The organism is Pantoea deleyi, from assembly GCF_022647325.1.
GTDB lineage: Bacteria > Pseudomonadota > Gammaproteobacteria > Enterobacterales > Enterobacteriaceae > Pantoea > Pantoea deleyi.
This window is the reverse complement of sequence record NZ_CP071405.1, coordinates 2,888,534-2,906,527: the sequence shown is the minus strand read 5'-3', so window position 1 is coordinate 2,906,527 and position 17,994 is coordinate 2,888,534. Positions and strand designations below refer to the sequence as shown.

The 17,994-nt window shown below is 57.1% G+C and carries 20 protein-coding genes; 12 read left to right on the top strand and 8 right to left on the bottom strand.

Features of this window, described 5'->3' with window-relative positions; translation table 11 throughout:
- Positions 1–464 precede the first annotated feature (464 nt).
- Positions 465–1,157 (top strand): DUF421 domain-containing protein, encoded by a 693-nt coding sequence (locus J1C59_RS13735; protein ID WP_128084128.1) that lies wholly within the window; start codon positions 465–467, stop codon positions 1,155–1,157.
- A gap of 19 nt (positions 1,158–1,176) precedes the next feature.
- Here J1C59_RS13735 and J1C59_RS13730 read toward each other — a convergent pair whose 3' ends face one another.
- Entirely contained in the window at positions 1,177–1,896 is a 720-nt protein-coding gene (locus J1C59_RS13730; protein ID WP_128084127.1) for a GNAT family N-acetyltransferase, read from the bottom strand.
- 187 nt (positions 1,897–2,083) lie between these two features.
- Here J1C59_RS13730 and J1C59_RS13725 point away from each other — a divergent pair, with 187 nt between their 5' ends.
- Positions 2,084–2,290, top strand: coding sequence for a hypothetical protein (locus J1C59_RS13725; protein ID WP_128084126.1), 207 nt, complete (start codon positions 2,084–2,086; stop codon positions 2,288–2,290).
- A gap of 68 nt (positions 2,291–2,358) precedes the next feature.
- Here the strand turns inward: J1C59_RS13725 and J1C59_RS13720 are convergent, their stop codons facing one another.
- Together J1C59_RS13720 and J1C59_RS13715 are read right to left on the bottom strand one after the other, a co-directional pair.
- Positions 2,359–3,552, bottom strand: coding sequence for a zinc-dependent alcohol dehydrogenase (locus tag J1C59_RS13720; RefSeq protein WP_128084125.1), 1,194 nt, complete (start codon positions 3,550–3,552; stop codon positions 2,359–2,361).
- A gap of 149 nt (positions 3,553–3,701) precedes the next feature.
- Complete coding sequence (locus J1C59_RS13715; protein WP_128084124.1) at positions 3,702–4,292, bottom strand: hypothetical protein; 591 nt, start codon at positions 4,290–4,292, stop codon at positions 3,702–3,704.
- A 362-nt stretch (positions 4,293–4,654) separates the two neighbouring features.
- Here J1C59_RS13715 and J1C59_RS13710 point away from each other — a divergent pair, with 362 nt between their 5' ends.
- From J1C59_RS13710 to J1C59_RS13695, 4 genes are all read left to right on the top strand, one after another.
- Entirely contained in the window at positions 4,655–5,941 is a 1,287-nt protein-coding gene (locus J1C59_RS13710; protein WP_128084123.1) for an HAAAP family serine/threonine permease, read from the top strand.
- A 201-nt stretch (positions 5,942–6,142) separates the two neighbouring features.
- A complete protein-coding gene (locus J1C59_RS13705) occupies positions 6,143–7,240 on the top strand; it encodes an ABC transporter substrate-binding protein (RefSeq protein WP_128084122.1) in 1,098 nt (365 codons plus the stop codon).
- A 223-nt stretch (positions 7,241–7,463) separates the two neighbouring features.
- A complete protein-coding gene (locus tag J1C59_RS13700; protein ID WP_128084121.1) occupies positions 7,464–7,937 on the top strand; it encodes an RcnB family protein in 474 nt (157 codons plus the stop codon).
- A 102-nt stretch (positions 7,938–8,039) separates the two neighbouring features.
- The gene (locus tag J1C59_RS13695; RefSeq protein WP_128084120.1) at positions 8,040–8,876 is read left to right on the top strand and encodes a Cof-type HAD-IIB family hydrolase; all 837 of its coding nucleotides are present in this window, start codon (positions 8,040–8,042) and stop codon (positions 8,874–8,876) included.
- 60 nt (positions 8,877–8,936) lie between these two features.
- On the opposite strand, the gene J1C59_RS13690 is transcribed toward J1C59_RS13695, so the two are convergent.
- Entirely contained in the window at positions 8,937–10,085 is a 1,149-nt protein-coding gene (locus tag J1C59_RS13690; protein ID WP_128084119.1) for an iron-containing alcohol dehydrogenase, read from the bottom strand.
- A gap of 290 nt (positions 10,086–10,375) precedes the next feature.
- Here J1C59_RS13690 and gntT point away from each other — a divergent pair, with 290 nt between their 5' ends.
- A complete protein-coding gene (gene gntT / locus J1C59_RS13685) occupies positions 10,376–11,692 on the top strand; it encodes a gluconate transporter (RefSeq protein ID WP_128084118.1) in 1,317 nt (438 codons plus the stop codon).
- A gap of 140 nt (positions 11,693–11,832) precedes the next feature.
- On the opposite strand, the gene J1C59_RS13680 is transcribed toward gntT, so the two are convergent.
- Entirely contained in the window at positions 11,833–12,078 is a 246-nt protein-coding gene (locus J1C59_RS13680; RefSeq protein ID WP_128084117.1) for a hypothetical protein, read from the bottom strand.
- Between the two features lie 256 nt (positions 12,079–12,334).
- On the opposite strand from J1C59_RS13680, the gene J1C59_RS21935 reads away from it, so the two are divergent.
- The 5 genes from J1C59_RS21935 (at position 12,335) to tatE (ending at position 15,755) form a co-directional block, all read left to right on the top strand.
- Positions 12,335–12,418 (top strand): small membrane protein YohP, encoded by an 84-nt coding sequence (locus J1C59_RS21935; protein WP_019105993.1) that lies wholly within the window; start codon positions 12,335–12,337, stop codon positions 12,416–12,418.
- Between the two features lie 966 nt (positions 12,419–13,384).
- Positions 13,385–13,594 (top strand): transcription antiterminator/RNA stability regulator CspE, encoded by a 210-nt coding sequence (gene cspE, locus J1C59_RS13675; RefSeq protein ID WP_006118399.1) that lies wholly within the window; start codon positions 13,385–13,387, stop codon positions 13,592–13,594.
- Between the two features lie 223 nt (positions 13,595–13,817).
- Positions 13,818–14,240, top strand: a complete 423-nt coding sequence (locus J1C59_RS13670) for a GNAT family N-acetyltransferase (protein ID WP_128084114.1) — start codon at positions 13,818–13,820, stop codon at positions 14,238–14,240.
- A 315-nt stretch (positions 14,241–14,555) separates the two neighbouring features.
- Complete coding sequence (locus tag J1C59_RS13665; protein ID WP_128084113.1) at positions 14,556–15,350, top strand: deaminated glutathione amidase; 795 nt, start codon at positions 14,556–14,558, stop codon at positions 15,348–15,350.
- A gap of 201 nt (positions 15,351–15,551) precedes the next feature.
- Positions 15,552–15,755: a twin-arginine translocase subunit TatE gene (gene tatE / locus J1C59_RS13660; protein ID WP_128084112.1), complete on the top strand. Its 204-nt coding sequence runs from the start codon at positions 15,552–15,554 to the stop codon at positions 15,753–15,755.
- 100 nt (positions 15,756–15,855) lie between these two features.
- Here tatE and lipA read toward each other — a convergent pair whose 3' ends face one another.
- The 3 genes from lipA to ybeD form a co-directional block, all read right to left on the bottom strand.
- A complete protein-coding gene (gene lipA, locus J1C59_RS13655) occupies positions 15,856–16,821 on the bottom strand; it encodes a lipoyl synthase (protein ID WP_111139021.1) in 966 nt (321 codons plus the stop codon).
- A gap of 169 nt (positions 16,822–16,990) precedes the next feature.
- Complete coding sequence (lipB, locus tag J1C59_RS13650; RefSeq protein WP_128084111.1) at positions 16,991–17,650, bottom strand: lipoyl(octanoyl) transferase LipB; 660 nt, start codon at positions 17,648–17,650, stop codon at positions 16,991–16,993.
- Positions 17,651–17,729: 79 nt separating this feature from the next.
- Positions 17,730–17,993, bottom strand: a complete 264-nt coding sequence (ybeD, locus tag J1C59_RS13645; RefSeq protein ID WP_128084110.1) for a DUF493 family protein YbeD — start codon at positions 17,991–17,993, stop codon at positions 17,730–17,732.
- Position 17,994: the final 1 nt, after the last annotated feature.

Sequence of the window (17,994 nt, the reverse complement as noted above, 5' to 3'; positions counted from 1 at the left end):
GCGATCCTTGCCATAAACCACAGTCTGTTCTGTGGAATATGCACGCGTGAGACAGCGGGCAGTAATCGGGCGCGCTATCGGCAGGAAAAGGCTGATTTTCCGGGCTGTTAACCGGTTTTCCGGAAGCCTTACCGGAAAGTATAGACTGAGGTGGTTGTATGGCAAGATATTGAAGAGAAAAGAAAAAAAACGAAGCGGTAAAAATAATCCAGCCAGAAACAGGCGCATCCGGCGACTGCTTTCCCAAAAAGCGAAATAAGCGCAGCGTGAACCGGCCGGAACCTTTTTTCAGCTTTATTAACCTTTTCCTCCACATGCGGCCAGGTCAGACTCACCGGCTTTCGCTCTGCTGCTTCGCTTGCCTTTTGTCCGGCTGACGCCAGAATTGATTTATCACTGGCCTGAATCGCCGGATTATCAGCAAGCCTGCGAAGAGGCGCTTACGACAGGATGTTTAGCAGACTATGTTCTCATTCGACTGGCATCGATTTTTACTGAATGACCAACCGGCCACCTTTTTATTGGAGGTGATGGCGCGGGTGCTGATCGCTTACCTGGTGGTCTTTACCTTTCTGAAAGTGTCTGGCCGGCGCGGCGTGCGTCAGCTGTCGCTGTTTGAACTGGTCGTGATTCTGACGCTGGGTTCAGCATCCGGTGACGTTACCTTTTATGACGATGTGCCGGTGCTGCCGGTCATCATGGTGTTTGTGGTGCTGCTGGCGCTGTACCGGCTGACCACCTGGCTGACGGCACACAGCTCGCGCTTTTCCCGGCTCATTCAGGGCGATGTCATTACCCTGATTCAGGAGGGCGTCTATGTGCTGGCGAGTCTGGATCGGCTCAATATCTCCGAAGATGAGTTTTATATGGAACTGCGTCAGAGCGGCGTTGAGCATCTGGGCCAGGTCCGGCTGGCGCTGGTGGAGGTCGATGGTCAGCTCAGCCTCTATTTCTACGATGACGATGAGATGCGCGCCGGGTTAAGTGTGCTGCCCCCCGCGCACCGGCAGGATTACAGCCGCGTGCCGGTCAGCGCACGCTACGCCTGCACCCATTGCGGCCAGACCCGGATGATTGAGGCGCAGCAGCAGGCCGTCTGTTCGCGCTGTCAGCGACAGCGCTGGTCTGCGGCACTGAGCGCGCGCCGTCTGCATTGAGGCAGGCTTCAATTCAGCGTTAAAATCTTGAATCGTCCTCATCAATATCCGCAAAGCAGGCGCTGAGAGGGCGTTTTTGCTGACCTGACCCGGTAAAATTGTCTGTGCTCAGCCAGTTGCTCAGGGCGCGCTGAATATCTGGCCATTCACGATCGATAATGGACAGCCAGTCGCTATCGCGATTTCGATTTTTCCGTATCATCACCTGACGGAAACGACCTTCAAAACGAAAGCCCAGGCGTTCTGCCGCTGCTCGCGATGCGACATTAGTGGCATCACATCGCCAGGCTACCCGGCGATAGCCGAGTGCAAACGCCTGTTGCAATAGGAGAAAAATGGCCTCACTGCCCATAGCACTGCGCTGCATAAGCGGCGACCAGGTAACGTGACCGATTTCAAGAGTGCCATGTTCTGGCTCAATCGTGGCGAAGCAGACCACGCCACAGGGCTGCTTCGACAGAGTGCAGACGGCAAAGGATACCAGGGCCGCATTCATCACTTTTTCTGCTATCCAGCTCTGCATCTGCGCCAGCGTGGTAGGCCGCTCTGCACTCAGCCAGGTCCAGTCGCGTTCGTCGGGTGCCAGCATAAATGCCTGCAATAGCGCTTCTGCATGATCAACGCTTAGCGGCATGAGAAGGCAGTGCTGGCCGATGAGTAATGCGCAGGATGGTCTGGCGACCGGCTTCCAGTCGGGCAGCTCTTCACCTACCCGCTGATCAAATTGATTGATGTTCAATAGCACCTCCTTAAAGAAAGCGGACAGTAAGTCGTGAAGCTTCCGAGAGTGAGGGGACGGACTATCCTGAACCGCCGTTAAACCCGTCGCAGTCTGTTGCTGCTCCCCACATAACTTTGCCTGTTACTGACAGAAAACGAAAACCTTTCGGGCAGCATAACCGCACCGTTTCTGCTGAGGTGTGCTTATGAAAGCCAGGCTGGCCAGTGCATTGCTGTTTTTATTCCTTTCCTGTGGCGCGTTTGCCCAACAGGTGATCGATGAGAGTCACCCACATTCGCGCAGTGCGCGATGGCTGGAGCAGGGGAGTCAGGTGGATACGGCAGATTCGCCGGATGAACATCTGCTGGAAAGACAGGAGTGGCGAAGCAGCCTGCAACGCAGGCCGTCCTGAACCCGCTGCCCGGCAGAAGAGTCTGCCGGGCACGCCGGGGCGGCGTCAGCGCGCCGGCAGCGGTGACATTATATCGTCGCCTGGGTGGCGGCCATGCCAGGAACCAGAATGATCTTGCGGCACTCCTCTTCGCGTCTGGCGAAAATATCGTAGCCGCGGGCGGCATCTTCCAGCGGCAGATGGTGAGTGACAATCTCTTCTGGCGTCAGATGTCCCTGCTCGATCAGCTTCAGCAGATCAGGCAGATAGGCGTGAACGTGCGTCTGCCCCATCTTAAAGGTCAGCCCTTTGTCGAAAGCATCCCCAAACAGGAAACCGTGGATAAATCCGGCGTAAACGCCCGGCACGCTGACAATACCGCCACGACGCACCGCGGCAATACACTGACGCAGCGCCTTGCCACTGCTGCCCTCCAGCTTGAGGTTGGTAAGTACCGTCTCAGTCAGGCTGCCTTTCGCCTCGAAGCCGACGGCGTCGATCACCGCATCTACGCCCCGGTTGCCGGTGCTGTGTTCGATGATCCAGCCAGCCGGATCGTCGATGTCGTCGAAGTTAATCGGGATGACGCCGTAGCGTTCGCGGGCAAAGTTCAGGCGGTAGTTATTGTGGTCAATCATAAAGATCTGTTCGGCCCCCTGCTGACGGGCGCAGGCGGCGCTCAGCAGGCCCACCGGCCCGGCCCCGAAGATCGCCAGGCTCGAGCCCGGTTTCACTTCGGCATTCTTCACTGCCTGCCAGGCCGTAGGCAGAATGTCTGACAGGAACAGTACCTTCTCATCTGACAGCACTGACGGCACCTTAAACGGGCCGGTATTGGCCTTCGGCACCCGTACATACTCCGCCTGGCCGCCGGGCACGCCGCCATAAAGCTTACTGAAGCCAAACAGCGCCGCGGGAGGCGTGATGTTTTTACGGTTCAGGATCGCGCCCCGGCCGCTGTTGGTATTTTCACAGGCAGCGTACTGGCTCAGCAGACAGAAAAAGCAGTCGCCACAGGCGATAACGAACGGGATCACCACCCGATCGCCTTTGGCGACGGCGGTCACGGCGCTGCCGGCCTCGACCACTTCACCCATAAACTCATGACCAAAGATATCGCCATGTCCGGTACCAGGGATCTTGCCCCGGTAGAGGTGCAGATCGGAGCCGCAGATCGCGGTGGCGGTCACGCGCAGAATAATGTCATCTGCGGCTTCCAGCCCCGGGTCCGGCACATTGTCCACGCTGACTTTATGGGGGCCGTGATAGGTTAATGCTTTCATCTGTTCATCTCCTGCTGATAGGGGAACGGCGGTCAGACCGGATGGCTGACGACCGGCGGGAAAGAGTCAGGTAACCTGAAATCGAAACCTGCCTGAAGTGTAGTAACCCTTTGAGGAGTAAGCAGAGCGGTACAGAAGTCCGGTCGGTTTCAGCCGGGCTGGCAGGGCGGATGCAGCCGGGTGGAGGTCGCCGTCACGGCAGGGGCGTCGGGCTGCCAGCGCGTCAGGTCGGCCAGCGCCCGGCGGTAGTCCGTGTCGATCTGAGCCGGAACCTGTTCGATATAGTGGAACGCGTGCGTCCGCGTTTCTCCCGTGAGCTGCTGCAGATAATGACGGGCATCCTCCAGCGTCGGGATCTGGCCTTCAACGCCCGCCATACGCGCGGGCAGGCCGGTCCAGATCAGACCTTCAATCCCCTTCGCCTGCGCCCACGTCGCCAGTGGCCCGGCGGCGTTATCGGTCACGGTCATCATGCCAATGCCGTCGGCGCGGCTGTCCGGAATCGCCTCGCGAATGCGCAGGGCGCGACAGGCGCTCTCCAGCGAAGCGGTATTCAGCCACGCCCAGAGCACTGGCACCGGACGGGCATTGAGGCAGATGGCCGTCGACAGTTCGCCGCCGTCTGCGATACGCACAAATTCAATCGGTACAGCAGGACCATCATGGTGCCACTGGCTGGCGACCGGCAGGGCGCCGGTTTTCCAGATTAACGATCCCCATCCAAGGCAGGCAATTTTCATTCTCTTCTCCTGAGTACCGGTATGCGTAAGCGCGAAACCGTCCTTTAAAGCGTAGCCCGTTGCGCTAATCCGTTACAGGGATCACCTTTTCAGGGCGGTAATTCCCCGGCAAAGATGGCATGATCCCCGCGCGATGGCGTTGCACAACCTGACGGTTTTTTCAGCAATCCATGCGTGTTTATCAGCATGGCTTGAACTTTTATCGTCAGGTAGTGTAAAAAGTGGCGCACGCAATCGATTACCTATGCACGGAGCAGGTCGGCATAACGTCTGATCCCTCCGGCGGCAGCTGAGGCGCAGGGCGGGGGAGAGGACCGGCCCGGCGGCTCAGGTTACTGGCGGCTTTTAACACGGAATATCTGATGAAAACCACGCAAACTGGCACGCTGGGCGCGCTTGAGAGGGACGTCGATACGGGATGGCGTAAAACCGACACCATGTGGATGCTGGGCCTCTATGGCACCGCGATAGGCGCGGGGGTACTGTTCCTGCCCATCAATGCCGGTGTCGGCGGTCTGGTCCCGTTGATTATCATGGCGATACTGGCATTCCCGCTGACCTTTTACGCGCATCGCGCCCTGACACGGTTTGTTCTCTCCGGTAAAAATCCCGCGGGCGATATCACGGAGGTGGTCGAGGAGCACTTTGGCGCTGGCGCGGGCAAAATCATTACGCTGCTCTACTTCTTCGCTATCTATCCGATCCTGCTGATGTACAGCGTGGCGATCACCAACACGGTGGAGAGCCTGATGGTCAATCAGCTCGGCCTGGTGCCGCCGCCCCGCGCGCTGCTGTCGCTGCTGCTGATTGTCGGACTGATGACCATCGTGCGGTTCGGCGAAAAGATGATCGTCAAAGCGATGAGCGTGCTGGTTTATCCCTTTGTGGCGGTGCTGATGCTGATGGCCTGCTACCTGATTCCGCACTGGCACGGCGCGGCATTCTCCACGCTTAACGTTCAGCCCGCGGGCAGCAGCCTGTGGATGACGCTGTGGCTGGCGATCCCGGTGATGGTCTTTTCATTTAACCATTCGCCGATCATCTCCTCCTTTGCGCTGGCAAAGCGCGAAGAGTATGGCGACGCCGCAGAGAAAAAATGTTCGCGCATTCTGGCCTGCTCGCACCTGATGATGGTGGTCACGGTGATGTTCTTTGTATTCAGCTGCGTGCTGAGCCTGTCACCGGCAGATCTGCATGCCGCCAAGGCGCAGAACATCACCATCCTCTCCTATCTGGCAAACCATTTTCAGGTGCCGATGATCGCCTGGCTCGGGCCGCTGATTGCTATCGTGGCGATCACCAAATCATTCCTGGGCCACTATCTGGGCGCGCGGGAAGGGTTTAACGGCCTGGTGAATAAGGCGCTGCGCAGCCGGGGCAAAAGCCTTGCGCCCGCCCGGCTGAATCGCCTGACCTCCCTGTTTATGCTGCTGACCACCTGGCTGGTGGCGACGCTGGACCCGAATATTCTCGGCATGATTGAGACACTTGGCGGCCCGGTCATCGCCATGATCCTGTTCCTGATGCCGATGTACGCCATTCAGAAAGTCCCGGCAATGCGGCAATACAGCGGTAAAATCAGCAACCTGTTTGTGGTACTGATTGGGCTGATCGCAATCTCCGCCATCTTCTATTCACTGGTGAAGTAACCCGCCAGCAGGCACCTCTCATCACGCCGGGATGTGCCTGCCGCCTTTTCCCTGACTTCTCATTTACCCCGGCTGACCGGCCGCAGGTCAGCCAGGGCACGCCTTTCAGACGCATCTGGTTAGCAATCGTTACATCTGTTACCGGTTCACATGGTAAAGTAAACGCGAATAATTATTATTTCTTTGAAGGACAGGAGAAACATGAAACTCGGGATTGCTGCTGCCACCACACTTTTACTCTCTACCGCCTGTGCCGCGACTACCTATCCGGTTACGGTGACCGACATGGACGGTCAGAAAATTACGCTGCAGAAAGAGCCGCAGCATGTGATTTTACAGGATGGCCGTGACGTGATGGCGCTGGCGTTGCTGGATCGGCAGAATCCGTTTCAGCGGGTCGTGGCCTGGAACAACCTGCCGAAAAAGCAGGATACCCAGACCTGGGATCTGCTGAAGCAGCGCTGGCCGCAGGCGACATCAATTGTGGATATGGGCTTTAACGATCAGGGCCAGGTTAACCTGGAGAGCGTGCTGGCGAAGCAGCCCGATCTGATGATCGCGCAGCTGCGCGCGAAACCGGCGCTGGCGCAGTCAGGCGTGCTGGCTACCCTGAAAAATCTGCACATCCCGGTGCTGTTCCTGGATGACGAGCTTCACCCGAAAGAGAACACGCTGAAGAGTGTGAAGGTGCTGGGCACCGTGCTGAACCGCGAAGCGGAGGCGAAAGCGTACGCCGATTTCTACCAGCAGCGCTGGGAGATGCTTCAACAGAGGATTGCTCAGGTGCAGAACAAGCCGACGGTCTTTATCGAACCGATTGCCGGTAACAGCGATAACTGCTGCTTTACCCACGGTCATAATGGCTGGGGCGCGCTGGTGGAAGCGGTCGGCGGAAAAAATATCGGCTCTTCGCTGCTGCCCGGCAGCTCAGGCTTTGTGTCGCTGGAGAAGATTATCGCCATGAAACCGGACGTCTACATCATGACCGGTTCTAAGCGCCCCAACAGCAACGTGCTGCCGTTTGGTTATGGCGCGAGTCAGAGCGAGGTGACCGCCACCTTTAACCGCCTGCAGAGCCGCACCGGGGTGGCGCAGATCGAACCGGTGAAACAGAAACGGGTCTATGGCGTCTACCACCATTTCTACAATCACCCTTACAACATCATCGGCATGGAAATTCTGGCCAAAGATCTCTATCCGGCGCACTTCCGGGATCTCGATCCTACCGCCGATTACCATCACATCGTGACACGCTTTACGGGATTACCGGATGCGCCGGTGATCCTCAGCACTCCCTGAGTGCCGCGCACCGGGGGCTGATGAGTCTCAGCGTCCCCGGCCGGACGGCGGCCACGCTGTCCGGCCGGCCCTGAGCGGCCTGGCTGTGTTAAGAAAGCGCTAAGTAAGCGTAATTCTGTGTAAGTTAATGGTTTTTAAGACTATTGCTGATGTTTCCCGCGTCATGGATTGCCATGATGCCGCTTAACGGTGCCTGAATCGCCGTGATTTCGGAGGCAAGACCATGAAAAAAACAACGCTAACACTGATCGCTTCACTTCTGACATGCAGCACACTCTTCTCACAGGCCGTACGGGCGGATGATCACGATGACGGGCACCGGATGCCGGTTCCGCATCAGAGCAGTGACCGCGGGCCGGACAATCGCGATCACACGCCGAATCGTGGCCGCGATAATCCGGGTCAGGGTGACAGAAACCCGCATGATCAGGGCCGGGATCGCCATGACGATCGCAGCCGTCACGACAGAGACGATGCACGCGACCATTTCGCCTGGCAGGGCCACGACTTCCGTCGCGGCCATCCCATCCCGCCGGAATATCGCGGCGACCATTACCGGGTAGACAACTGGCATGAACGCGGTCTGCGTGAACCGCCGCGCGGTTATCACTGGGCAAACATCGACGGCAACTATGTCTTAATTGCCGCCGCAACCGGTGTCATTACCGCCCTGGTGCTGAACAGCGCCATGCACTGATCCTTCCGGGATGGCCTCGGCCATCCCGCTTTCTTTCCGTTTTGCGGCCCCAGCGTCTATTCTGAGACTCCATGCTGAACATTCCCTGTGTAAGGAGTCATGATGACGACGGTTAAGATGGTGGCGGTAGATATGGACGGCACCTTTCTGGACGATAGCAAGCAGTACAACCGATCCCGCTTTCTCGCCTGCTATCAGCAACTCATCGCCCGTGACATCAGATTTGTGGTGGCCAGCGGCAATCAGTATTACCAGCTTAAATCATTCTTCCCGGAGATCGCCGGCGAGATCGCCTTTGTCGCAGAGAACGGCGCCTGGATCATCGATCGCGATGAGGAGCTGTTTTGCGGTGCCTTTGAACGCCGCGATGTGGAGGCCGTGATCGCCACCCTGCAAAACGGGGACTATCCGGGCCTGCGCTACCTGCTGTGCGGCCGGGAAAGCGCGTACTACTTCGAGGGCATAGACGAGACGTGGCTGCAGAAGATGCGGCATTACTGCCACCGGCTGAAGCCGATTAACCGGCTGGAGGATGTACAGGATGACCGCCTGTTCAAGTTCGCGCTGAACCTCTCGGATGACTATATCGAGCCCTTAATGGCGGATATTGAGCGGCTGCATCAGGGGCGCGTAGCGGCGACCTCCAGCGGTCACGGGTCGGTGGATCTGATCGTGCCCGGAAACCATAAAGCCCATGGTCTGGACCTGCTGGCCCGGCGCTGGGGGATTTCGCACGATCAGGTGCTGGCGTTTGGCGACGGTGGCAACGACCTGGAGATGCTCAGACAGTCCGGCTTCAGTTTTGCCATGGCTAATGCGCCGGCGCGGGTGAAGCAGGCGGCACACTATGCGGCGCCCGCCAACAACGATCAGGGCGTGCTGCAGGTGATTGAGCAGATGCTGGCAGGCAGCGGGCCGTTCAGCACCGCGCCGGCTTAGCGGCACGGCAAACTGCCACGCTCAGCAGGGGATCGAGGCGGCCGGACGAGGCCGCGCGGGCTAAGCTGTCACAGACCAGGCCTGGGCGATCATTTTCTGCATCTGTTCGCGGCTGTAATCGACCAGCGAATTTTTGCTGTTGGCCCGTGCCAGGATCCACTCTGTTTCCGCATGGCTCAGCGACGGCCCATCCTGCCAGAAAGGCACGATCGCCTGCTGCTGCAGCCACTGCTTAAGGAACCGGGCCGGAGAATCTGTGGTTTCGTTAAAGAGCTGCGCATGCAGCTCGTCCATCAGCTGGCGCTGTAGCGGATGGCCGCTATCGGCCAGCAGATCCAGGAACGGGAACAGCAGACGGCCGCACACTTCACCATGATGGAAGGGTTTAATCGCCCCCAGCTCACCGGCAATACCGTGGATCACCCCCAGTCCGGCGCTGCTGAGGCTGACGCCGCCCAGCCAGGAGGCCATCATCATCGCGTCCCGTGCCCGATCGCCTGCATCATCCTCCCGGTTCAGCCCCGGCCAGGCCTGAATAAACTGACGCAGGCCGGTCAGCGCCAGCTGGCGAGTCAGGAGATTCCCCTTGCTGGAGAGATACGCTTCAAACAGGTGGGTAAAGGCATCGATACCGCAGGTCGCCAGTACCCGATCCGGCGCGCCCTTCAGCAGGTCAGCGTCGAGGATGGCGACCGCCGGCACAAAGACCGGATGGCGCAGTGATGCCTTGATCTGAATCTCGTGCTGATCGGTGACTACCGCATTCTGGGTGACTTCACTGCCGGTTCCGGCGGTGGTCGGGATGGCTATCAGCGGCAACGTGATGGGCTGAACCGCCGTATCACCCACTTTTTCCAGATAGCGGGCGACAGGCAACGGATGCTGCACCATCGCGCTGAAGGCTTTCGCCGCATCCAGCACGCTCCCTCCGCCAATCGCCACCACCCGATCCACATGACCGCGCCAGCGCGCCACCCAGCCATCGATCTCGGCGGGGGAGGCTTCATGACTGACGATCTCATACCCGATGATGTGGTCGTTGAGTCCGGCTTTCAGCCGCGCGTAGGCCGGGCCCTGCAGAAAAGAGTGCCCGCAAAACAGCAGCGTAGGCTGCGGACGGGCGGCCAGCAGCGGCACCAGTTTATCCAGGCTCCCGCGGCCAAAGAGGGTTCGTTGATTACTGTACAGCTCACTCAGGTTCTCACTCACCAGCGCATCCTTTGTCTGTTTCGCTAAAATCTGAGTGTAACGAAAAGCGCCGGGCTGGCATCGGCAAACTTTCTGATAACGCACCGGCAAAAAGTTGATCACCTTCGCAAAACAGAAATTCACCCCGGCGGAGTGGTGCTTTCAGACAGATGTTACCCTTAACATGTTATCGGTAACAGCGTTTGTCGGGATGTGTAAACATTTTACAGACACCCTGTTTTGTCGCCTTCCGGGGCTCATGATAATAAACGACACCGAATGCTGTTCGGTGCGCAAGGTGGAGAAAAGCTATGCCATTACTCTATGTGGCGATCGGCGTCGCGTTACTGCTGCTGCTGATGATTCGCTTTAAGCTCAATGGATTTATCGCGCTGATTCTGGTGGCGCTGGCGGTCGGTGTGATGCAGGGCATGCCGGTAAACAAAGTTATTACCTCGATTAAAGCGGGCGTCGGCGGCACGCTGGGTAGCCTGGCGCTGATCATGGGCTTCGGCGCCATGCTCGGTAAGCTGCTGGCCGACTGCGGCGGTGCGCAGCGTATTGCGACCACCCTGATTGAAAAATTCGGCACGAAGCACATCCAGTGGGCGCTGGTGCTGACCGGCTTTATCGTCGGGTTCGCGCTGTTCTATGAAGTGGGCTTTGTGCTGATGCTGCCGCTGGTGTTCAGCGTGGCGGCCTCGGCGCGCGTGCCGCTGCTCTACGTCGGGGTGCCGATGGCAGCGGCTCTCTCCGTGACGCACGGCTTCCTGCCGCCGCATCCGGGTCCGACCGCGATTGCGACGCTGTTTAACGCCGACATGGGTAAAACGCTGCTGTTCGGCACGCTGCTCGGCATCCCGACGGTGATTCTGGCCGGACCGGTCTACGCCCGTTTCCTGAAAAACATCGACAAGCCGATTCCTCAGGGCCTCTATAACCCGAAAACCTTTACCGAAGCGGAAATGCCCAGCTTTGGTGTCAGCGTCTGGACGGCGCTGGTTCCGGTGGTGCTGATGGCGCTGCGTGCGGTGGCGGAGATGCTGTTACCCAAAGGCCATGCGCTGCTGCCGTACGCGGAGTTCTTTGGTGACCCGGTGATGGCTACGCTGATTGCCGTGCTGATTGCGATCTTCACTTTCGGCCTCAACCGCGGCCGCACGATGGAACAGGTTATGGATACCCTGACCGACTCCATCAAAATTATCGCCATGATGCTGTTGATTATCGGCGGTGGCGGAGCCTTTAAACAGGTTCTGGTCGACAGCGGCGTGGATAAGTATATCGCCAGCATGATGCACTCGACCCAGCTTTCACCGATCTTCATGGCCTGGTCTATTGCTGCGGTGCTGCGTATTGCGCTCGGTTCGGCGACGGTTGCGGCGATCACCGCAGGCGGGATTGTGGCACCGCTGATTGTCACCAGTGGTGCCAGCCCGGAACTGATGGTCATCGCGGTGGGTTCCGGCAGCGTGATCTTCTCTCACGTCAATGACCCGGGCTTCTGGCTGTTCAAGGAGTATTTCAACCTGACGATTGGTGAGACCATCCGCTCCTGGTCGGCGCTGGAAACCATTATCTCGGTATGCGGACTGATAGGCTGCCTGCTGCTCTCCTGGATGATCTAATCGCGGCCTGTCCGTACGCGAGGAGGCAAAAGAGGCGCTTCCGGTCGGGGCAGGGATGCGCCGATAACGTTGACAGGGCATTCATATAAAACGGGCCGCAATGTGCGGCCCGGCATCCTCATCAGCCTGCCTCAGATGTCTCAGTGAGACGGCCCGAAACCGGCTTTCACCATCTCTTCCCGCAGCGCACGCGCAATCTCGCGGTTGCCACCGGTGACCGGATAGATAACGTTGTTTACCACATCATCAAGGTAATGCTCGTCAAACTCCTGCATCGTGAGCTGAGTGCCGCCTTCATCGTTGATGGCGAAAGAACCTTTGATGTGATTACCGCTGTTTTTGGCCTTAAGGCTGTAGCGGCCCATGCTGGTATTAATCGTGCTCATAAGATCTCCTCGCAACTCATTTCAATCTCATCACTACTGAGGGCTGCCTTGCCGCCTAAATTTTAGCCAGGAGTAGCCTGATTAACGAAGAAAGTGCGCCACGGATAAGCGAGGTTGCGATCCTAATCTCAGAACTGGAATAAAAGCGAAAGTTGCTGAACTTATGAACAGTCAGGTCAGACGTGCAGCGGCATAACCCATTTTTCTGTCTATACTGCTTACAGGAAAAGTGTTTAACCGATGAGGGGCAAAGGAAATGAAAATTATTCTGTGGATTATCGCAATCATCTTTATCGTGGGCTTACTGACCCTGACTGGGGTATTCAAACTGATTTTCTGATAGCAGATGGCCGGAACAGCATCAGCAGCAGCGGGCACCTATTCAGGTGCCCGCAATGTTTTCTGGCTGGCTAACAGACACTGGCTGATCGGGTCCATCGGCGTATTGGGCAGCAGATCCTGCAGACCCAGCGGCTTCTGACAACATGCGCAACAGGCGCCATGGAAGTTGCGCTGATCCTCGTTAAAATCCGTGAAAACAAACCGGGCGCTTCCACACTGCGTGCAGCGTATCTTCATCACCATCCTGTTTCTCACCCTCCTTTTTACTGAGCATATCGTGATGCCCCTCCCTGACCGGTTAAGCGGACGTTATCTATTACCGGGCAATATTATTTCGTACTGCGATGAGAAACGTAATTTTTTCCGGGCTGCAATGTTTGTTGTCAAATGCGAATTTGATCTCTAAAAGACATTTCTTTGATATTGATCAACGCTTGCTCATTGATGGATAAAATATCCGCGAATAGCGCGCCAGCACTGGTGTAAATGACACAACTGGTTCATTTCTGGCCGGACAGGAGTGGATTTGCGCTGAGATAAATCGGAGGGGGAAGGCTGTTTTTTGATCTTTTGTGCCATGACGCAGGCCGAAGGCGGAAAAAAGGGGCTTCACTGCGGAAAACGAGGCGCTGAGAAACACTCAAATTCATCCTGCTGAAGTTCATCAGTGCCGCTAACCACAAAAATTCCTCTGAACAGGCGTTTTCTTTTTAACACGCATTCCCTGCTACCTTGAAAACAGAAAAGCGTTGCCTTTCCAGCAGGTTAGCCAGCAGGGCGGTTAACATCTCACCTTACTCTTCTGGACGGTTATGCAAGTCAAAAAGCAGGAAAGTGTGATGCGTGCACAGAAAGTCGATATTTATCACTTTTTCATCAAATCGGACTGGACAAATCCCTCCGCAATTGCTGTACTAGAGCCCGACACAGTTTAGTGTCCATTTTTCATGTAAAGGTAATATAGATGTCTAAGATCAAAGGTAACGTTAAGTGGTTTAATGAATCTAAAGGATTCGGTTTCATTACTCCTGAAGATGGCAGCAAAGATGTATTCGTACACTTCTCTGCAATCCAGAGCAACGGCTTCAAAACTCTGGCTGAAGGTCAGCGCGTTGAGTTTGAAATCACCGACGGCGCGAAAGGCCCATCTGCTGCTAACGTTATCAGTCTGTAAGTTAACAGTCAGAATTCTAAAAACCCGCCTGATGGCGGGTTTTTTTATGGCTGTAATCCGCGCTTTTCCTCTTCACCTCCGCCGCGGTATCGCCATAACGCCGCACAAACTGCGCGACGCCTCACAATAAATCCTCGTAACATATTTATAACAACCTGAAATGCAGCTTTTTGGCGGGTAACGCTATATAACTGTGCGACAGAACCCGGTGTGAGGAGGCAGGATGAAGATACGACAGGCAGAGTTGACAGACAGTTTTGCGCTGAGCGCCTTGCTGAGCGAGTTAGGCTACGGCGGAACCGAGAGCTTCATCGAACAGCGTCTGGCGCAGTTATGCAGCGACCCCAGTGAAGCGCTGCTGGTGGCGGAGCATGGCAGCCAGGTGCTCGGCTTCCTCTCTCTGCATTTTATTCCTCAGCTGGCTCTGGCCGGTGATTTCGCCCGCATCAGCTATTTCTGCATTGCCGAGGGGGAACGCAGTAAAGGTGTCGGACAGCAGCTGATACAGCATGCCGAAACGCTGGCGGCGCAGCGCGGCTGCGATCGCATGGAAGTTCACTGTCATCAGTCGCGTATTAAGGCCAATCAGTTTTACGCCCGCGAAGGCTACAGTGAATCTCCCTGTTATCTGATCAAAGCGCTGTAAGCGGGGAGGGGGCAGAAGCGTGGCCCCGGTTTTTTCTCTCTGCCCTGACAGGCCAGTGCTGCCGCCGCTCAGCCATTTATGCTCTCCGGGTGGCGCTCAGCCAGCAGAAACCCTCTGCGGCGCTCTGCGGCCTGTATTTTCCCCGGGCGCTGTATGGGCTGCCACCGGGGCCCTGGCCCCGCTACAGGCCGTAGCGGCAGCCGCGCGGCCACTAGCGCGCTGCTGCCTTAGTCAGAGACAGCGGGGTACAGGCGGGCGGCTGGCAGCGATCAGCCACACCCTTTCACGAATCCGGCGCAACGGGAGAAGCGAATAATGAAAGTCGCACTGGGGCAGTTTGCGGTGAGCCGCGAGTGGCAGGAGAACGCCGCGACCTGTCTGGATTTGATGCAGCGCGCGGCGGAAGCCGATGCTGACCTGCTGGTGCTGCCTGAGGCGGTGCTGGCGCGGGATAACAGCGATCCCGATTTTGTGATTCAGGCGGCGCAGCCGCTGGATGGCCCTTTTCTGAGCCGGTTGCTCGACGCCAGTCTGCACACCGCGCTGACTACCATCATGAGTGTGCATGTTCCCTCCGTTCAGCAGAAAGCGCTTAACGTGCTGGTGGCGATTCGCAGCGGAAAAATCATCGCCGCCTATGAAAAGCTCCATCTCTACGATGCCTTTTCAATGCAGGAGTCTCAGCGCGTCAATCCGGGCCATGCCGTGCCGCCGCTGATCGAGGTAGCGGGAATGAAAGTCGGCCTGATGACCTGCTATGACGTGCGTTTTCCGGAGCTGGCGCGGCGGCTGGCACTGGATGGCGCAACCGTGCTGGTGCTGCCCGCCGCCTGGGTTAAAGGCCCGCTGAAAGAGATGCACTGGGCGCTGCTGACCCGCGCCCGGGCGCTGGAGAACACCTGCTATATGGTGGCGGTAGGTGAATGTGGCCCGCGCAATATCGGCAACAGCCTGGTCGTCGATCCGCTGGGCGTGGCGGTGGCGAATGCGGCAGAATCGCCGACACTTTTGTTTGCCGACATCGATCCGGAACGCGTTGCCTATGCGCGCCGGATGTTACCGGTGCTGGAAAACCGGCGCTTTGTGCGCCCTGAGCTCGGGGAGTCGTGATAAAGCCTGTCAGGCGCAGAAACAGGTGATACACTCTTCGCGCCTGAAGCCAGCGACAGGATCGCCAGGAAATGCGTGAGAGCGTTGCCTGTGTCGACGTGGCGCGGGCGATCTTACTCTGTTACAGATTGCAGTTGTCGCCACCGGCAAACTGCGCGTAAATAACTGTCACCGTGATTCGATAAAGTTGAAAGGTTAAATATGGAAGGTATCAGTATTGCCAAGCTGCTGATTATCGGTGCGCTTATCGTACTGCTTTTCGGTACCAACAAGCTGCGCTCACTGGGCGGCGATCTGGGCTCTGCCATCAAAGGCTTCAAGAAAGCCATGAAGGATGAAGATACCAGCGCATCCCGGACAACAGCTGAAGACGTGCCAGCTGAACGCGTCGTTCATAAAGATTAATCGGTTATTGGCTGCAAATAACTGTTACTTTTTATTTCGGGCACATAAAAAAACCAGACCGCGAAGTCTGGTTTTTTGTTTTCTGGCACTGTAAAGGCGCTTATTTCACTTCTTCGCCTTTCGCCTGCATGTCGGCGTGATAAGAGGAGCGGACAAACGGACCGCAGGCGGCATGGGTAAAGCCCATCGCCATCGCCTCTTCTTTCATCTCATCGAACTCAGCCGGGCTGACGTAGCGCTGAACCGGCAGGTGGTGACGGCTGGGCTGCAGATACTGTCCCAGCGTCAGCATGGTGACGCCATGACGACGCAGATCGCGCATGACTTCGATGATTTCGGCGTTGGTCTCGCCCAGCCCCACCATCAGACCCGATTTAGTCGGGACATCCGGATGCGCTTCTTTGAAACGCTCAAGTAGCTTCAGTGACCACTCGTAGTTCGCGCCCGGACGCACCTGGCGGTAAACGCGTGGCACGTTTTCCAGGTTGTGGTTGAACACATCCGGTGGCGTCGCGGTAAGGATTTCCAGCGCGCGATCCATACGGCCACGGAAGTCCGGCACCAGCGTTTCGATTTTAATGGTGGGATTTTTTTCGCGGATGGCACTGATACAGTCGGCAAAGTGCTGCGCACCGCCGTCTCGCAGATCGTCGCGGTCAACCGAGGTGATCACTACATAACGCAGACCCATATCGGCAATGGTCTGTGCCAGCTTCGCAGGTTCATTGGCATCCGGCGCGTTAGGGCGACCATGGGCCACGTCGCAGAACGGGCAGCGGCGGGTACAGATGGCGCCGAGGATCATAAACGTCGCGGTGCCGTGGTTGAAGCATTCTGCGAGGTTCGGGCAGGAGGCCTCTTCACAGACCGAGTGCAGCCCGTTTTTACGCATTGCGGCTTTGATGCCCTGAATGCGACTGGAGTCGGCCGGCAGCTTGATTTTCATCCATTCCGGCTTACGCAACATCTCCTGCCGTTCAACAGCCACGGTTTTCACCGGGATCAGCGCCATTTTGTCTGCGTCACGATATTTGACGCCGCGTTCCATCTGAATTGGTTTACTCATAAATCAGCAGGTTCCGGTCGGATTGCGATTTGAAAGCTTTCCCACTCAAACCGGGAAGGGGGCTTTCAACTTTATTTGAAAAAAGTGCAAAAATTATATCATCTCATCGCCTGCGAAGCAGCCACCGTCAGCGCAGATAAGTTACATATTTGTAAATCCGCACGCTGCGTTAAGGCTTAACAGGCAAATCGCCGGCTACCCATTCAACATTTTCATAACCTGCCAGCCGCGCGAAGGCGCTGACCAGCGGCGCCTGAACCTGGGCTGGGGTGACGTCAGGCTGAAAATGGTTTAGCTGGGTCATGCTCATTCCGGCATAGCCACAGGGATTAATGCGCAGGAAGGGCGCCAGATCCATCGCCACATTCAGCGCCAGACCGTGAAACGAGCAGCCTTTGCGGATACGCAAGCCCAGGGAGCAGATCTTCTCATCGCCGACATAGACGCCGGGCGCATCGGCCCGCGCCCGGGCGCTGACACCGAAATCGGCCAGGGTGGCGATGACCGTCTCTTCCAGAATGGTCACCAGCTGACGCACGCCGAGCTTCCGGCGTTTCACGTCGATCAGGACGTACATCACCTGCTGGCCAGGGCCGTGATAGGTGACCTGGCCGCCACGGTCACTCTGCACCACCGGAATGTCACCCGGCATCAGCAAGTGCTCTGCTTTCCCCGCCTGGCCCTGGGTGAAGACTGGAGGGTGTTCGACCAGCCAGATTTCATCGCGACTGTGTTCGTCGCGCTGGTCCGTGTAGGCATGCATGGCGTCGGAGGCGCTTTGCCAGTCGCACAGACCTGACTGGCGGACGAGAAGAGTTTCAGATGACAAAACGAGAGTCCGTTAAAGGCGATACGCTGAGGAGAATGTCGGCAATGCGTCAGGCAGAGGCGTCTTGCCGACCCGTCAATTACAGAACCATCCGCACAATGTCGATTTTACCCAGCTCTTCATACAGGCGTTCAACCTGTTCGATATGGGTGGCGGTGATAGTGATATTGACGGAGTGATAGTTGCCTTTGCTGCTCGGCTTGACTTCAGGGCTGTAGTCGCCGGGCGCATGACGTTGCACCACTTCAACCACTTGATCAACCAGCTCCGGTTGCGCCAGACCCATCACTTTATAGGTAAAGGGGGTAGGAAATTCGAGCAGTTCATTCAGTTTGGTTTTCATA

What these genes read in the sequence shown, in the direction of transcription:
- gntT (WP_128084118.1), top strand. Translation starts at nt 10,376, where the DNA reads ATGCCATTACTCTATGTGGCGATCGGCGTCGCGTTACTGCTGCTGCTG.
- ybeD (WP_128084110.1), bottom strand. Translation starts at nt 17,993, where the DNA reads ATGAAAACCAAACTGAATGAACTGCTCGAATTTCCTACCCCCTTTACC.
- J1C59_RS13670 (WP_128084114.1), top strand. Translation starts at nt 13,818, where the DNA reads ATGAAGATACGACAGGCAGAGTTGACAGACAGTTTTGCGCTGAGCGCC.
- J1C59_RS13710 (WP_128084123.1), top strand. Translation starts at nt 4,655, where the DNA reads ATGAAAACCACGCAAACTGGCACGCTGGGCGCGCTTGAGAGGGACGTC.
- J1C59_RS13665 (WP_128084113.1), top strand. Translation starts at nt 14,556, where the DNA reads ATGAAAGTCGCACTGGGGCAGTTTGCGGTGAGCCGCGAGTGGCAGGAG.
- J1C59_RS13705 (WP_128084122.1), top strand. Translation starts at nt 6,143, where the DNA reads ATGAAACTCGGGATTGCTGCTGCCACCACACTTTTACTCTCTACCGCC.
- cspE (WP_006118399.1), top strand. Translation starts at nt 13,385, where the DNA reads ATGTCTAAGATCAAAGGTAACGTTAAGTGGTTTAATGAATCTAAAGGA.
- J1C59_RS21935 (WP_019105993.1), top strand. Translation starts at nt 12,335, where the DNA reads ATGAAAATTATTCTGTGGATTATCGCAATCATCTTTATCGTGGGCTTA.
- tatE (WP_128084112.1), top strand. Translation starts at nt 15,552, where the DNA reads ATGGAAGGTATCAGTATTGCCAAGCTGCTGATTATCGGTGCGCTTATC.
- J1C59_RS13715 (WP_128084124.1), bottom strand. Translation starts at nt 4,292, where the DNA reads ATGAAAATTGCCTGCCTTGGATGGGGATCGTTAATCTGGAAAACCGGC.
- J1C59_RS13700 (WP_128084121.1), top strand. Translation starts at nt 7,464, where the DNA reads ATGAAAAAAACAACGCTAACACTGATCGCTTCACTTCTGACATGCAGC.
- J1C59_RS13725 (WP_128084126.1), top strand. Translation starts at nt 2,084, where the DNA reads ATGAAAGCCAGGCTGGCCAGTGCATTGCTGTTTTTATTCCTTTCCTGT.
- J1C59_RS13680 (WP_128084117.1), bottom strand. Translation starts at nt 12,078, where the DNA reads ATGAGCACGATTAATACCAGCATGGGCCGCTACAGCCTTAAGGCCAAA.
- J1C59_RS13735 (WP_128084128.1), top strand. Translation starts at nt 465, where the DNA reads ATGTTCTCATTCGACTGGCATCGATTTTTACTGAATGACCAACCGGCC.
- J1C59_RS13720 (WP_128084125.1), bottom strand. Translation starts at nt 3,552, where the DNA reads ATGAAAGCATTAACCTATCACGGCCCCCATAAAGTCAGCGTGGACAAT.
- lipA (WP_111139021.1), bottom strand. Translation starts at nt 16,821, where the DNA reads ATGAGTAAACCAATTCAGATGGAACGCGGCGTCAAATATCGTGACGCA.
- J1C59_RS13695 (WP_128084120.1), top strand. Translation starts at nt 8,040, where the DNA reads ATGACGACGGTTAAGATGGTGGCGGTAGATATGGACGGCACCTTTCTG.